The sequence below is a fragment of the Cohnella algarum genome (assembly GCF_016937515.1).
Lineage (GTDB): Bacteria > Bacillota > Bacilli > Paenibacillales > Paenibacillaceae > Cohnella > Cohnella algarum.
The window spans coordinates 4,725,429-4,739,504 of the sequence record NZ_JAFHKM010000002.1 but is presented as its reverse complement, the minus strand read 5'-3'; the positions used below and the strand labels follow the sequence as shown (position 1 = coordinate 4,739,504).

The 14,076-nt window shown below is 56.1% G+C and carries 16 protein-coding genes; 6 read left to right on the top strand and 10 right to left on the bottom strand.

Features of this window, described 5'->3' with window-relative positions; genetic code table 11:
• Window positions 1-66 precede the first annotated feature (66 nt).
• Entirely contained in the window at window positions 67-774 is a 708-nt protein-coding gene (locus JW799_RS21335; protein ID WP_080840955.1) for a DUF421 domain-containing protein, read from the top strand.
• A 100-nt stretch (window positions 775-874) separates the two neighbouring features.
• Window positions 875-1,363, top strand: coding sequence for a hypothetical protein (locus JW799_RS21330; protein WP_080839277.1), 489 nt, complete (start codon window positions 875-877; stop codon window positions 1,361-1,363).
• Between the two features lie 82 nt (window positions 1,364-1,445).
• Here JW799_RS21330 and JW799_RS21325 read toward each other — a convergent pair whose 3' ends face one another.
• Window positions 1,446-2,435: an aldo/keto reductase gene (locus JW799_RS21325; RefSeq protein ID WP_080839275.1), complete on the bottom strand. Its 990-nt coding sequence runs from the start codon at window positions 2,433-2,435 to the stop codon at window positions 1,446-1,448.
• 165 nt (window positions 2,436-2,600) lie between these two features.
• Here JW799_RS21325 and corA point away from each other — a divergent pair, with 165 nt between their 5' ends.
• Window positions 2,601-3,551 (top strand): magnesium/cobalt transporter CorA, encoded by a 951-nt coding sequence (corA, locus tag JW799_RS21320; protein WP_080839273.1) that lies wholly within the window; start codon window positions 2,601-2,603, stop codon window positions 3,549-3,551.
• 21 nt (window positions 3,552-3,572) lie between these two features.
• Here corA and JW799_RS21315 read toward each other — a convergent pair whose 3' ends face one another.
• From JW799_RS21315 to JW799_RS21305, 3 genes are all read right to left on the bottom strand, one after another.
• The gene (locus tag JW799_RS21315; RefSeq protein WP_205431616.1) at window positions 3,573-4,487 is read right to left on the bottom strand and encodes an NAD(P)/FAD-dependent oxidoreductase; all 915 of its coding nucleotides are present in this window, start codon (window positions 4,485-4,487) and stop codon (window positions 3,573-3,575) included.
• Between the two features lie 50 nt (window positions 4,488-4,537).
• A complete protein-coding gene (locus tag JW799_RS21310; protein WP_080839270.1) occupies window positions 4,538-5,035 on the bottom strand; it encodes an RrF2 family transcriptional regulator in 498 nt (165 codons plus the stop codon).
• Window positions 5,036-5,155: 120 nt separating this feature from the next.
• On the bottom strand, window positions 5,156-6,199 hold the full coding sequence (locus JW799_RS21305; RefSeq protein ID WP_080839267.1) for a DHHW family protein: 1,044 nt from the start codon (window positions 6,197-6,199) through the stop codon (window positions 5,156-5,158).
• Window positions 6,200-6,388: 189 nt separating this feature from the next.
• Here JW799_RS21305 and JW799_RS21300 point away from each other — a divergent pair, with 189 nt between their 5' ends.
• The 3 genes from JW799_RS21300 to arsC are packed head-to-tail and all read left to right on the top strand — an operon-like array spanning window position 6,389 to window position 8,447.
• Window positions 6,389-6,679, top strand: a complete 291-nt coding sequence (locus tag JW799_RS21300) for an ArsR/SmtB family transcription factor (RefSeq protein ID WP_080840952.1) — start codon at window positions 6,389-6,391, stop codon at window positions 6,677-6,679.
• A 12-nt stretch (window positions 6,680-6,691) separates the two neighbouring features.
• Window positions 6,692-7,984 carry an arsenic transporter gene (locus JW799_RS21295; protein ID WP_080839265.1) on the top strand — a complete coding sequence of 431 codons (1,293 nt, stop codon included), beginning with the start codon at window positions 6,692-6,694 and terminating at the stop codon, window positions 7,982-7,984.
• Window positions 7,985-8,021: 37 nt separating this feature from the next.
• Window positions 8,022-8,447, top strand: coding sequence for an arsenate reductase (thioredoxin) (gene arsC, locus JW799_RS21290; protein WP_080839263.1), 426 nt, complete (start codon window positions 8,022-8,024; stop codon window positions 8,445-8,447).
• A gap of 54 nt (window positions 8,448-8,501) precedes the next feature.
• Here the strand turns inward: arsC and JW799_RS21285 are convergent, their stop codons facing one another.
• The 6 genes from JW799_RS21285 to JW799_RS21265 all read right to left on the bottom strand — a co-directional run bounded on the left by JW799_RS21285 (window position 8,502) and on the right by JW799_RS21265 (window position 13,991).
• Complete coding sequence (locus JW799_RS21285) at window positions 8,502-9,167, bottom strand: FusB/FusC family EF-G-binding protein (protein WP_205431614.1); 666 nt, start codon at window positions 9,165-9,167, stop codon at window positions 8,502-8,504.
• Window positions 9,168-9,461: 294 nt separating this feature from the next.
• Window positions 9,462-9,710, bottom strand: coding sequence for an MFS transporter (locus tag JW799_RS28905; protein WP_240353368.1), 249 nt, complete (start codon window positions 9,708-9,710; stop codon window positions 9,462-9,464).
• A complete protein-coding gene (locus JW799_RS21280) occupies window positions 9,701-10,693 on the bottom strand; it encodes an MFS transporter (RefSeq protein ID WP_240353367.1) in 993 nt (330 codons plus the stop codon). Before JW799_RS21280 ends, JW799_RS28905 begins: the two co-directional genes overlap by 10 nt.
• Window positions 10,694-10,869: 176 nt before the next feature.
• Entirely contained in the window at window positions 10,870-12,153 is a 1,284-nt protein-coding gene (locus JW799_RS21275) for a molybdopterin molybdotransferase MoeA (protein ID WP_240353366.1), read from the bottom strand.
• Window positions 12,154-12,229: 76 nt separating this feature from the next.
• Window positions 12,230-12,415, bottom strand: a complete 186-nt coding sequence (locus JW799_RS21270) for a DUF4177 domain-containing protein (RefSeq protein WP_205431610.1) — start codon at window positions 12,413-12,415, stop codon at window positions 12,230-12,232.
• A gap of 127 nt (window positions 12,416-12,542) precedes the next feature.
• The gene (locus JW799_RS21265) at window positions 12,543-13,991 is read right to left on the bottom strand and encodes a transposase (RefSeq protein WP_205428726.1); all 1,449 of its coding nucleotides are present in this window, start codon (window positions 13,989-13,991) and stop codon (window positions 12,543-12,545) included.
• Window positions 13,992-14,076: the final 85 nt, after the last annotated feature.

Genomic DNA, 14,076 nt, shown 5'->3' with positions numbered 1-14,076 from the left:
TAAAGGATGGAAAATGCGGGAAATTAAATCTAAAAAATTCGGATGGATGGCGGAGGGATGAACGCGTTGGATTTTTTCGAAAGTCAGCCGTCGCTCACGAACATGGAATGGGTTTTGAGAGGCATCGTCAGCTTCGTTTTTTTGCTTCTTGTTTCCAAAGCGATGGGGCAGCGTTCCATTTCGCAGCTGCGATTTCTCGATTTCATCATCGCTCTTACCCTAGGCAACATTATCGCCCACCCGCTTTCGGACGAGGAGTTGGAGCTGAAAGGATCGATGATCACAACCGTCGTCCTGATCGTACTCTATGTCGCGGCAACCTGGCTCGGTCTCAAATGGCCGTTGTTCAAGCGGTTTTTGGACCCGTCTCCTCTTACGCTCGTTCAAAACGGGAACATCCGCTTCCGGAACCTGTCCAAGGCGCGAATCTCCGTCGAGTTTTTGTTTTCGGAACTGAGAAAAGAAAAGGCGGAAGACATTCAAAAAGTGTCCCTGGCCGTTTGGGAGCCGGGCGGAACGATATCCGTTTTCAAGGATACGCCGTACCAGCCGGTCACGCCGGCGGATATGAAAGTCCAAACGCAGCCGTTCGAGATCACAAGGCCGATCGTCGTCGACGGGAAAATCGACCTGTCGCTGCTTCGCGAAATCGGGAAAGACGTTCCTTGGCTGCAAACCCAGATCGCTTCTTTTCACGTGCCTTTAAGCCAAATCAAATTGGCCACCGTGACGGGCGACAATAAAATTCGGGTTTTCCGCGACAAGCGGGTTTGAACCGGATCGCGCGAAATGCGTCCGTACAATCACACAAACCTCTTGGTGAATACCCTAAAAGGATTCCGTTTGGAACAATACGTTTAAAGGGTGTGTTTGTGTGGGAAAGTTCGTCGGAAAACGAAGTCCGGCCGGATTTCCGAGACGTACGCCGTCCGCCCGGATCGGGCAAAGCTTCGAATACCGCGATCCGAAGTACGGATTCAGCCTCAGGCTTCCCGGCTGGTGGAGGGATTACATTAGCTTAAGAAGGGATACCCGTTTGTCCGACGCCGAATACGCCGTGCATTTTCTTTTCAAATATCAGGGAAAAACGTACGGCGAAGCGCTAAGCTTGCTTGTATTCCGGATGACCCGAAAGCAATGGGTCGAGCTGGGGTATGAGGATTCGCCCTTTTTCTTCCTTGCCGAGCGAAACGGCCGAATTTTTGCCTACACGGTTCCGGGGGAGCTGCCGAGCGAATTTCTCAACGAAACGTTGGACGACTACGATTACGTAAAATACGGAAGACCGATCGGCCTGCTGGTGCGCATGGTCGAGAAGGACGTCCCGAATATCGTCAAAACGCTGCGTTTCGACTCCAAGTAATGCAAGCCGGACCGAACCGGGGAAAGAAAAAAGCTCCCCCATATGGAGAAGCTTCTGGACGCGAACGTCGCGAAACATTCGTTTATTCATAAGGCCGGGCAAACTTGGCGATGAAGCGGTTCGGGTATTCGGACGGAAGCGCGCTCGCCCCGTCGAGCCGGTTCCAGATGTCATCCGGCATCGTCCACCCCGCGGCCCCCATGTTTTCGGCGAACTGTTCCAGCGTGCTGGCGCCGAAAATCGGCGACGTGATCCCTTTTCGCTGAAGCAGCCATCGGAGCGCGACTTGCGCGGGGGTCTTGTCCAATTCCCTGGCAGCCGCTTGAACGGCTTCCAGCACGGCGAAATTGCGTTCGGTCGCCCGCACGCCCCACGAGCTTTCGCCGATTTTGGCCGTCAAGCGCCCCGCTGTCGGCTCTTCCCTCGTATAGCGTCCGGTCAGAAAACCGCCGCCCAGCGGTGCCCAAGGGATGACCCCGACATTTTCTTCGAGGCAGAGCGACATCATTTCCCTGTCCATTTCGCGGCTTACGAGGCTGTACTGCGGCTGAATGGAGACGAACCGGACATAGCGGTTGGCGTCGCTGCAGGCGAGCGATTTCATCAACTGCCAGGCGAAAAAGTTGGAGCAGCCAATATAGCGGACTTTGCCCGCCGTCACCAGGTCGTCGAGAGCGCGAAGCGTCTCTTCGATCGGCGTCAAATGATCCCACACGTGAACCTGATACAAATCTATGTAATCCGTTTGAAGGCGCCGCAGGCTTTCTTCGACGCTCTGCAGGATGTGCTTGCGCGAGACTCCGCCCCCGTTCGGATGGTCCGCCGTCACCATGCGGACTTTCGTTGCCAGCACGATTTCCGAGCGCATGTCTTTAATCGCCTTGCCCACGATCTCCTCCGAGCGTCCGGCCACGTACACGTTCGCCGTATCCAGAAAATTGCCGCCCTGATCCTTGAACTGATGAATCATCCGAATCGAATCGCTTTCGCTCGTCGTATTTCCGAACGTCATCGTCCCGAGGCAAAGCTCCGACACGGCCAAGCCGCTTCGTCCAAGCATTTTGATTTTCATCGCGGTAACCCTCCTTAGGTTTCGAGTGCCGCTTCTATTGTCGCACGTTCGTTGCCGTACGTCCAATGCCGGCAAATCGAAAAGCGGCGCAGGCGGCGCGAAACGTTTTTAACCCGGCGGCCCAAGGCCATACTGAAAATAAATCGATTCCTAAGGAAGGTTGCCGTGATTCGAACCTTTGCCGTTTTTTCCGACGAACGATCCGAAGCCGGATTGCCGCTCGCGGATTTGCGCCGCCCCGACATTTCATGGTATTGGGTCGACTTCAACGCGCCGACGGAAGAAGAGGCCCTGGAGCTGGAGCGATTTTTCCGCTTTCATCCGCTCGCGATCGAGGATTGTTATCACATCCTCCAAAGGCCGAAGCTGGATCACTACGACGACGTTCATTTTTTCGTCCTGCACGCCCTCGAAGAACCGAAATTAAAGGCACAGGAAGTCGACATGTTCGTTGGCGAAAACTTTCTCGTTACGTTCCATATGAAAACGCACGTCGAGGCTGATCTTGCCTGGCAGCGGATGACCGAGCAGCGCGACTTGCAGCCGAAGGGCCCGATTTACGCGATGTATCTGTTGATCGACAAGCTGGTCGACCAGTATTTTCCCGCCGTCCATCATATCGAGGACGATCTCCTGGAGATCGAGACTAACGGCAGCGCACGGAATATTCAGAGGCTGATGAACGACGTTTTCGAAATCCGGGCCAAGCTGCTGAAACTGCGCCGCACGATCGTGCCGATGCGCGATCTGCTGTACCGGATCATCAATTCCGACCGGATTCCCGGCCTCAAGGAACAGCAAGCCTACTTTGCCGATATTTACGATCACCTGCTGAAGCTTTCCGAGATGATCGAGTCGAACCGCGACATGACTGCCGACATGCGGGACAGCTACCTGTCGGTCAATTCGAACCGGATGAATACGATCATGAAGACGCTGACGGTCATTACGACGATCTTCATGCCGCTGACGTTCATCGCCGGCATTTACGGCATGAATTTCGACTTCATGCCCGAATTGAGGTGGCGCTGGGGCTACTTCGCCATCCTGGCCGTCATGTTCGGGATCGGCTTCGGGATGTACGGCTGGTTCCGCCGGAAAAAATGGTTCGATTAAGCTCGTCTATCTCGCAGCGCGTCAGCCTTTGCCGTTCCATGCTTCCTCCAGCAGCTCTCCGTTTATGCCGGCGGCAGCCAGCATCCCCATCGAGGCGGCCATAATGGCCTGATACAGCTCCGTTGCCGCGTCGCCGGCGCTGTAGACGCCCGGCACGCTCGTTTTGCCGAAGCCGTCGACGACGACGCTGCCCGTTTCCGTCACGTCGCAGCCGAGCGCTCGCGGCAGGTCCGATCCGGCGGCCAGCTTCGGCGCGAAGAAAATGCCGGCGCACGGAACCGCCGAGCCGTCCTCCAGAACGACCTGTCGCACGAGGCCGTCGACCGATTCGATCCTCCGGATCGGCGAGTCGAATACGGCGACATCGTGCCGCTTCAGCTCCTCGCGCTGCTCCTCCGTCAGTTCGTCGGGCCCGTTCGTGCAAAGCGTTCGGCTGCTCGTCCATCCGGTTATCGTTTTGGCAAAATGCATGGCCCCGGCTCCCTTGGCAATGAAGACGAGCGGTTTATCCCGCAGTTCCCAGCCGTCGCAGTAAGGGCAAACGAAGGCGCTTTTGCCGTAGATGTCGGAAAGCCCTTCAATGTCCAAAGGCAAATCCTTCTTTCCTGTCGCGAACAGCAGCTTTTTGCTTTCGATCGTCGCCCCTCCGGCAGTCGCGATGCGAAAGCGGCCGTTTGTTCCCGTCACTTCGACTGCCGCGTCATCCATGAATCGCACGGACGGATAAGCGGCGATCTGCTCTCTCGCAATCCGCCGAAACTCGGCCGGCCGGGTGCCGTCCCGGGTAAGAAAACCGTGGATTTCGCCCGTTACCCGGTTTCTCGGTCGTCCTTCGTCCAAAACCAGAACGTTTTTCCTCGCTCTGCCCAGCACGAGCGCCGCGCTTAATCCGGCGGGTCCGCCGCCGATAATCGCCGTATCGAACATGGTTTCCATTTTAATCATCCTCATGGATCTTTAATGTCCATAATTAGCGCGCAAGAAGGTCACGCCTTCTTGTTTGCCGCGTGAACGAAATGGGGGGCCGCCGAATCGAGCACCCATTGAATGGTGTGGCGCCGCAAATATTCGTTCATTTCCCGCTCCGCCCCGTTCATAACCTTCTTGACGAGACAGCCCTCGCCGAACGGCTTGTCCGGAATGCCGGCTTCCGCCGCTTCGGCATCGTCCTCGACATCCGCCGGATGGCGATGCGCATGCGCGTTCAGGCATTCGAACAGCTGCTGCCGGCCTTCGATCACTTGAACGACCTCGAGAAAGGTTATTCGGTCCGCGGCCTTCGCCAGCTCATAGCCTCCGCTCGCCCCCGTCACGGCACGCACGATCCCGTCCTGCCGCAGCTTGGACATGATTTTGGACAGGTAGCTTTCCGAGACGTCGAGAGCTGCCGCCAATTCCTTGATCCCCACATTGCGGCCGCGTTCCGCATAGGCCAAATAAATCAGGGCGTGCAGCGCGTAGCCCGTGCTTTTGGAAAATTGCATGCGTAAAGCCCCCTCATTCCACCATGACGACATTCAGCGCTATTATGGACTAACATTGTCCATTATACACCTGAACATCAACCTCCGCAATCGAAGCCGCCGCGGGCAAACCGCGGGTCGTTAATGTTCCTGGATCGCGTTCAAAAAGCTTCCGACGCTCGTTGTTCTCGCCGCGGTCGAACTGTAGAGAAACAGCACGTCGGTGATTTCCCGTTCCTTCGCGAAGTCGTTCAAATTTCCCTTGAACGTTCGGGGATCGATATAATAAACGGTTTCGAAATGCGGGAGCAAAAACGGGATGAACGCGTTGGCGTACGAGTCTTTGACGACAACGATCCGCTTGCCGTTCCGGTTGCCGGTTTCGATTTTCCCCCAAGGGAAATCTCCTCCGAGAAAAACCGCATAAAAGCCGGCCTCCTCGCCGGCATACTTGGGATCGACGACCCGGCGGTCCAGCGGCTGATCCTTCGTCGAATAAGCGGTATAAACGTATTCCCGCAACGGCGCGTAATAGGAGATCGCATCCGGGTTCGCCTTCAATTTCTCGCTGGACGTCGCCTTGAAGTCGCTGCCCAGAAAGCCTTCGATCACTCCCGCCGCATACTCTTCGAGAGCGACCGGCTCGTCATCGATCGCCTGCATAAACCGATCATAGGCGTAATAAGCGCCCAAAGCCGTCCAGTGATGGTCCGTGCGAAAATACAAATAATCGTCGCGATGCTTCTCCAAAGCGCCGTATGCGTCTATTCGGACAATGCCCGGATCCAGCATCCCGTCGACGCGGGCAAACGCGGCTTTCTGCGAATCGGACATTTCCCTGTATTTACGGCTCTCTACGAATTCCGCGGACGTAGGGGCAAGCAGACAGTAAACGTTGACGCCGGGATCGGCGGCAGCCTTGAAGCGGTTAAGCGCATCCGCGAACAGCTCCGCTGCGGCTGCGGAATAAGTAAACAAATGCACGGACCGATCGTCCAAAATCAAATAGCGAACCGAATCGACGACGACGATTTCGCCATCGCCTTCCCCGGCCGCTTCGCTTCCGCCGCTTTGTTCGTTCCGGTCTCCTTCTCCCGAATCGGTCCCGAACAAACCGGCGAGTCCGATCCCGGCAACGGCGAACAAGAATAGAGTAAGGACGAACAAGCCTCTATGCTTCATCATGCCCCTTCTTTCGGCGCAAATTCAAAACTATTAAAACATAGTATTCTCCAATTCTTTTGCGAATATGCCTTTCTATAAGTGATTGATAATATTATGAATTGATTATATAATGAAAGGCGAATATCTTCTTTCAAAACCGAAAAAGGAGGGAACCCGTTGGAAAATGCCGTTCGACCCTCGATTGAGGATATGGCCGACACGCTCAAGCTTCTCGCCGATAAAACCCGGCTGACGATCGTCGCCCTGCTGAAGGAGCGGGAAATGTGCGTTTGCGATATCGTCGACTTTTTGCAAACGACCCAGCCCAACGTCAGCCAGCACCTGAAGAAACTCAAGACCGGCGGAATCGTGAGCGAAACCCGGCGGAGCCAGTGGATTTATTATTCCTTGAACGCGGACGGAAAACCTTATCTACACGATCTCATCAAGCAGCTCCCGTCTTTGAAAATCCCGAATCCCGGATCCAATAACTGCTGTTAAGCCGGAGGAATCATGCTTATTGTCGCGATTGCAATTTTTCTCGTCACGCTCGTTTTTGTCATTTGGCAGCCGAAAGGTTTAAGCATCGGTTGGTCCGCCTCCGTCGGCGCCGTCATCGCCCTGCTGTTCGGCGTCGTTACCTTCGACGACGTTTGGGACGTGACCCGAATCGTCTGGAACGCGACGCTGGCGTTCGTCGCCATCATCCTGATCTCGCTCGTTTTGGACGAAATCGGATTTTTCGAATGGGCGGCGCTCCATATGGCGCGGTTCGCCCGAGGCAACGGGAATTTGATGTTCGTTTACGTCATTCTGCTCGGTGCGCTCGTTGCCGTCTTTTTCGCGAATGACGGCGCCGCCCTCATTTTGACGCCGATCGTCCTGGCGATGGTCCGGGCGCTGAAATTCGACGACAAAATGATTCTGCCTTTCATTATGGCCGGCGGCTTTATTTCGGACACCGCTTCCCTGCCGCTTGTCGTCAGCAATCTCGTCAACATCGTCTCCGCGGACTTTTTCGGCGTCGGGTTTGCGGAATATGCGAGCCGGATGATCGTTCCCGCCTTGTTCTCGATCGGCGCAAGTCTTGCCGTCCTGTTTCTCTTTTACCGGAAGAGCATTCCGAAGCGATACGACCTTTCGCAAGTAAAGCCGCCCAAAGACGCCATCAAGGACGTTCGCCTCTTCCGTATCTCCTGGATCGTGCTCGCCGTGCTGCTTGCCGGCTATATGGCCAGCGAATTCATTCGCGTGCCGGTCTCTTTCGTCGCAGGCGCCGCAGCGATCGTCTTTCTTTTTCTGGCAAGGCGAAGCCGGGAAATTCAGGCGTGGAAGCTGGTAAAAGGCGCTCCCTGGGCAATTGTCGTTTTTTCGATCGGGATGTATGTCGTCGTCTACGGACTGCGCAACGTCGGACTTACCGACGAGCTCGGCAAAGCGTTCGCCTGGGCCGGCGAGCAAGGCTTGTTTGCCGGCACGCTCGGGGCCGGAGCCATTGCCGCCGCGCTCTCTTCGGTCATGAACAACCTCCCGACGGTCATGATCAATGCTTTGGCCATCGAAGGCGCCGGCGCTTCGGGCACGCTCCGGGAAGCTTTTGTTTACGCCAATGTCATCGGCTCCGACCTTGGGCCGAAAATGACGCCGATCGGCTCGCTCGCGACGCTGCTCTGGCTGCACGTTCTCTCCAAAAAGGGCATTAAAATCACGTGGGGAGCCTATTTCAGGACAGGCATCCTGCTCACCGTTCCGGTCTTGTTCGTTACGTTAACCGGTCTTTATGTATGGCTTCGCCTCATCGGCTAAATCATCGGCGGACGAACCGCCAAAAGGAGCAAACCGCATGGAAACCAAACCGCTTGTTTATTTTTTGTGCACGGGCAATTCATGCCGCAGCCAGATGGCCGACGGATTTTTAAAAGCGCTTGGCGGCGGCCGTTACGAGGTCAGAAGCGCCGGCCTGGAAGCCCACGGGCTGAATCCCCGGGCCGTTCGGGCGATGAAGGAAGCCGGCATCGACATCAGCGGCCATACGTCGGACGTCATCGACCCGGATCTGCTCAATCGCGCGGCTTACGTCATTACCCTGTGCGGGCATGCCGACGAGCACTGCCCCGCCATCGCGAATCCGAACGCGATCAAATGGCATTGGGGATTCGACGATCCGGCGAAGGCGACCGGAACCGAAGATGAGATCATGGCGCAATTCCGCGGCGTTCGCGACGCGATTCGAGCGCGGATCGACTCTTTTCTTCAAGAAGGAAAATAATCCGAACAAGCAAAAGCCGCCGAGCGATTTCGGCGGCTTTCGATCGTTCGACGGTTATTCGGAGCGTCCCGTGACTGCCCGGACGAACTTTTCCAGAGCGTCGACATCCGTTATGTTGCCGTTGCAAGCGCTGGAGTTCACGCACAAATAGTTGCCGATCGCCTTGAAGTAATCCGGCGACGCGTTGGCCGGCTTCGCTTTGGCGATCGCCGTGAACAGGGCAACCTCTTCCTGGCGGTTGCACAAAAAGCAGGTTCCTTTTTTATGCGTGGGGGTCAATTTCCCTTCGATGCCGACAAGCTGTCCGTCAAGGCGGTAAACGAGGTAAAGCTTGTTCGACGAAATGTCGGTCCATCCCAAATAAGTGAGATAACGTCCGTCGACGGCTTCCCTGTCGGGGAGCTTCAGTTTTTTCGCTTTCGGGAACAGCTTGCGGAGCTGCGCGTCCGTCATTTGGTCGAACGGTTCGCGATAAGGCTCCAGCGAGCGCAAATAAGACTGCACGTCCTCCGACGTATAAACGTCCGCAACCTTCCCCAACGTTTGTTCTTGCGACGGCTCGAGCGCGTCCGGGAACGCCTCCTGAATTTTGTACATCACGTTGTTTCGCACCGACTCCACCACTTTCGGATCGGATACGGTGCTGCACGTTCGCTGCAGATGAACGGCCTGCTTCTTGATCAAGTTATATTGATGGTTTCTAATAAATGGTTGGCACATGCTTTACAGCCCCTTATTTTTAGTAGTGGAAATAAAATAAGGCGTGCAAAGCCGATTATTAGAAACGATAAAAAGCGGTATCGGGCGATGAAAGGAATGTTCAAGTCCGCCCCATGCAAAGTATCGCCCCTAAGTTCAGGCTTTGCACGAGTCGTTGCCGATTCCGGCAAAATGTTTTGCCATCCGTACCGACCTCCCTTGTTTGCCCATTATAAGGCAATCTCCGGTTTCGTCGCAATACCCCGAATAACGAAAGAGGACCCGACGCCGGGCCCTCTTTCGTTCAGCGGACGATCAGGCTTGTTTTTGCGGTACCGCTTCGCCCGCTTCTCCGCGCTCCCCTTTGAACCGGAGGAACAGCAAGAGACCGGTCAACAACACGACGATTCCGGAGCCGAAAAACCAAAGCTGCACGCCGTACCGGTCGACGATCGGTCCCGCGACCAGCAGCCCGACCGGCGAGGAGAGCAGCGTTACGCTGGTCACGAAGGAGAGCACGCGCCCGAGCATCTCCGGTTCGAACGCACGCTGGATCATCGCCATATAAGGACCGTTGAAAAACGGAGCCGCCGCCCCATTAAAAACGAAAGCGCGAGGAAAACGAAAAATCCGTCCTTGCCGAGGACGCCGCCGAAAACGCACGTCAGGCCGATGGCAGCCAAACTCAAGCTCATATAGGTGCTGTCTTTCCATTTGGAAGCGGCGATGGACAGCAAGGCGCCGCCGAGAATCATCCCGATGCCGAACGCGGCTTCGACGATGCTCGCGCTGTATCCCCCGCGCTCGAAGTGCGACAACGTCATGAAAGGAAACAAAGTCGCAAGCGGCATGAACACGATGCCGAACACGGCGGTTATGACCGTAACGAACACGATCGGCTTCGCTTGCGCGAACGCCCTCCAACCGAGTTTGAACTCGTTCAGAAAGGACGGCGACGGTCCGGCTTCCGGTTTGGGCTGCCGAATTTGGACGAATAACAGCATCATATTCGCGATCAACGCGCCGAGGACGTCGAGAAACAATACGGCTCCTAGGGAAGTGGCCGAATAGACCGCGATTCCGAGCGCAGGGCCGATCACATTGGAAAAGGAGAACACCATTTGATGCCAGCCCGCCACCCGCGTCAGCTGTTCTTCGGGCGCGATGAGCGGAATGGCCGCTTGAAACGCGGGCGCGTGAAAGGCGGAAGCGGCGGAGCGGATCATAAGAATCGCATAAACGAATCCGACGCCCGGTTCGCCGAAATAGAAATAGAGGCCCAAAATCAAACTGAAAAGCGCAATGACGCCGTCGGCGGTCATCATCGTCCGTTTGCGGTTCCACCGGTCGAGCCAGACGCCGATAAAAGGGCCCAGCAGCGCCTGCGGCAAAAAGCCGGCCAGCCCGGCCATCATCAGAACTGCGGCCGAACCGGTCGTTTCCGTCAAATGCCAAATCATCGAAAATTGAACCATGGACGAGGTCAAAATCGAGAAGATTTGACCGCAAAAAATGAACGCGAACTTTTTTTTCCATTGAAGGTGCATGATATCGTCTCCTCATTCGTTTGGTTGTCAGTACACGCGAAAGCGCAATCCAAATAAACCCGTCCCCAATTCCCAAAAATTGGGCGAGTTTCACAAGTCGCTCGTCGCTTTACCGCAACCGCATCGAATGCGTCAACGATTACACCTCCTTAAATTCATAAGCCATTATAACATAATTAAGCGAACGCGATATCCCCCAATAAAATCGCCTCTACGACCTCTCCGGCCGCGACTCCCGTTTTCGTCGGCGGGATGACGATCAGGCAATCGGCTTCCTTGAGCGATAGCATGGCGCTTGATTTATCCGGACCGACCGGTTCGACGTAATGAATTCCGTTTCGGCTGTACCAGCGGCCGCGGACGTAACGGGTGTAGCCGTTCGCTTTCATATAATCGGCGGCAAGAACCGCGGTAAAGGTCCGGCCCGCTTCCGCCTTGCCGCCCTGCATGCCGGCCAGGACGGGACGGACGAACAGTTCGAACCCGACAAAGCAGGCGGAAGGGTTACCGGAAAGCCCGATCAGGAACTTGTCGCCCCATACGCCCGCACTGGTCGGACTGCCCGGCCTCATCGCGATTTTCGTAAAAAGGGTCGTTCCTTTCCATTTCAGAAAAAAATCCGCCATCCGATCGTAATCGCCGACGGAAACGCCGCCCGTCGTCACGATGAGATCGGCGTCCGAATGCAGCAACTCGCCGATCGTCCGTTCCGCCAGCGCGGAATCGTCGGGAATGGAGCCGGCGAGGCGAGGCTGCCCGCCGGCCGCGGCAATTTGCGCGGCGAGCATGTAGGCGTTGCTGTTCCGGATTTTTCCCGGCTGCAACGGCTCCTCGACGCGAAGCAATTCCGTTCCGGTCGAAACGACCGTCACGATCGGCTTGCGGAACACCTCCACCCGGGCGCAACCCAGCGCGGCTAAAATCGCCGCCTGCCCCGCTCCGATAACGACGCCCGCTTCCAGCACCGGCGTGTCCGCGGCCGCCTCCTCGCCGATCGGGGTTATATTGGCTCCTTGCGCGATCGGCTTCCTTATGCGGACGAAGGTCCGGCCCGCCCTTTCGATTTCCTCCGCCATTTCGAACATGATGACGGCGTCGGCGCCGTCCGGCACGATGCCGCCGGTCATGATGCGCGCTGCCGTGCCCGCCGCGATCGGACGGATCGGTTCTTGCCCGGCAGGGAGTCGTTCGACGACTTCCAACTCGACGGGCCGCCGCGGAGAAGCGTCCGCGACGTCCGCGAACCGAACGGCAAAGCCGTCCATGCCGGAACGCCGAAAATGAGGAAGCGGCTCGCTCGTCTTCACCGGTTCGGCGAGCCTTCGTCCGACGGCTTCCAGCAGTCCGACCCGCTCGGACGGAAGAAGACGAACCCGCCGCGTCAGCGCATCCCTTGCCTCCTCCACGGTCAACGTCTTTCGCTGGAATTTGGCGTTTTGGCGATTCCCTGACGTTTCCAATGCGCGTCCCCTTCCTCCGCTTGTTTTTCCTTTGCCATCGCGCCGACAGCGCCTTCTGCCGCTTGACGATTCCCCGTCACTCCGGCACGGGCCGCTCGAAAATAATTTCATACTGCGCAGGCTTGCCGTGGCCGTTATCGTTGGTCGGCAAAACTTGAACGAGCCTCCAGCCTTCCTTCGCATACGCATCGATCGTTTCCCGATGCGTCGCCGAGGAGAAAAATCCGCCCAACGACGTTTCAACATACGAATATTCGTACATGCCATCCTCTTCCTTTCCGCTCCGAATGCGAATCCCCTTAATGATACGCGCTCGGCTCCCGTAACGTTGCACTATCCCGCAAAGGCGAGCATGCGCCCATATACCCAAATTCTAGAAGTCCGGTGATTTAGGTCAGTTGTAACCGTCTCTTCGGCATAAAAAAAGAGGAAAACAACCCAACCAGCGCCGAAATGAGCAGGTCCGACACTGCCTCCATCATCACGGATTTCGGTTTTGGACATGCCAAAACACCGGTTTGTGGTCGCTTTTTCTTAAACCGGCACAGTCTTTTCAGATTTTGAACGATGGCCGTGAGCACCGCCTGCTCTTGCATGCAGTCCAATCCACGGCTCCGTGCGCGGCCCAGGCCATGCGCGACTTTGCTTTCGGCAAACACATGCTCGCACCGCGTCCGCAACTTTTGCAGATGACGGTAAGAACCCATAAGCTGAATTCGTTTGGCTTTGTTTCGAATTTGGATTTCCCGGATTTTGGCCAGCCGTTTGCGTTGTTTCTCCGGATCGTTCGTTTGACGTTTCCAAGCAGGTACATCTTCCAGTGTCAGGTTGCGAAGCGAAACCAGGGGAACAATCCCTTGCTCGAACAACGCTTGCAGATAATCTGTCGTACCGTAGGCTTTATCGGCAGAAAGCGTCCGAATCCGGATTTGCGGATGGGCAAAACGGATCGCGAAGAGCTGCCGCAAGCTCGTTTCACGCTCAGCCGTTCCGGACGCGATGCTCGCTTGCGTAGACAGAATGACGCCGGATTTGATATCCGTCACATCATGCACCAAATACCGCAAATGCGCTTCCTGACCGTTGCTCTTTTTGTACAAGCGGGCATCCGGATCCGTTACGCTGCGGTGGGTCTTGTTCGAGAACGTTTTGCCATGAAAATCTTCATGCGTCGCTTCGTCTTCCAGCAGCCGCTCTTTTTGCGCGGGCGGTGCGGGCGGCTGTCGGTCATCATCGGAATCATGGGCGACACCACCGGTCTCTTCATCTTGCCGGGCCATGCGAGCCAAATAGTCTTCAATCGACTCCACCGGGGCCAGGGTGATTTCTTTCAAGCTGTGAATGGATGCGTTGGCCCGTACCTGGGTGCCGTCGACGCCGACATGCACATCGGGTTGGACCAGTCCCGCGGCGATGCACTGATCGACGACATGTTTCATCAGCTTCTCAAAAACACCGTGCGTTCGCCACAATTTCCGGGTCTTCACCAAGGTCGTCCGATCCGGCAGGGACGGCCGCGATGAGTCCGGGCGCACGACGGATTCGAAATCCAGTCCGCAAAACCACAAATAGCCCGCATGCATGGGCAACAGTTGATACAATTCCCGTTCGGAATGGTTGAACAAATACGAAAGCAGCATCAGTCGAACCATCCGCTCCGGGTCAGCCGCCGGGCGGCCGGTACGTTCCGTATATAGAGGCGCCACCCAATCATGAACGATGGAAAAATCAAGCGCTTCGTTCAGTTGGCGCAGGATGTGCTTTTTCGGCACGAGTTCATCCATATCCACGAATTGGAACATCTGAGGCTGGATAGCCGATGACTTGCGGGCTTTCATACCTAATCACTCTTTCGATAGTCGTGTTACGATATTAATTCGACAAAACCGTGATAAAAGCCTGCTTACGCGGACTTTATCACCG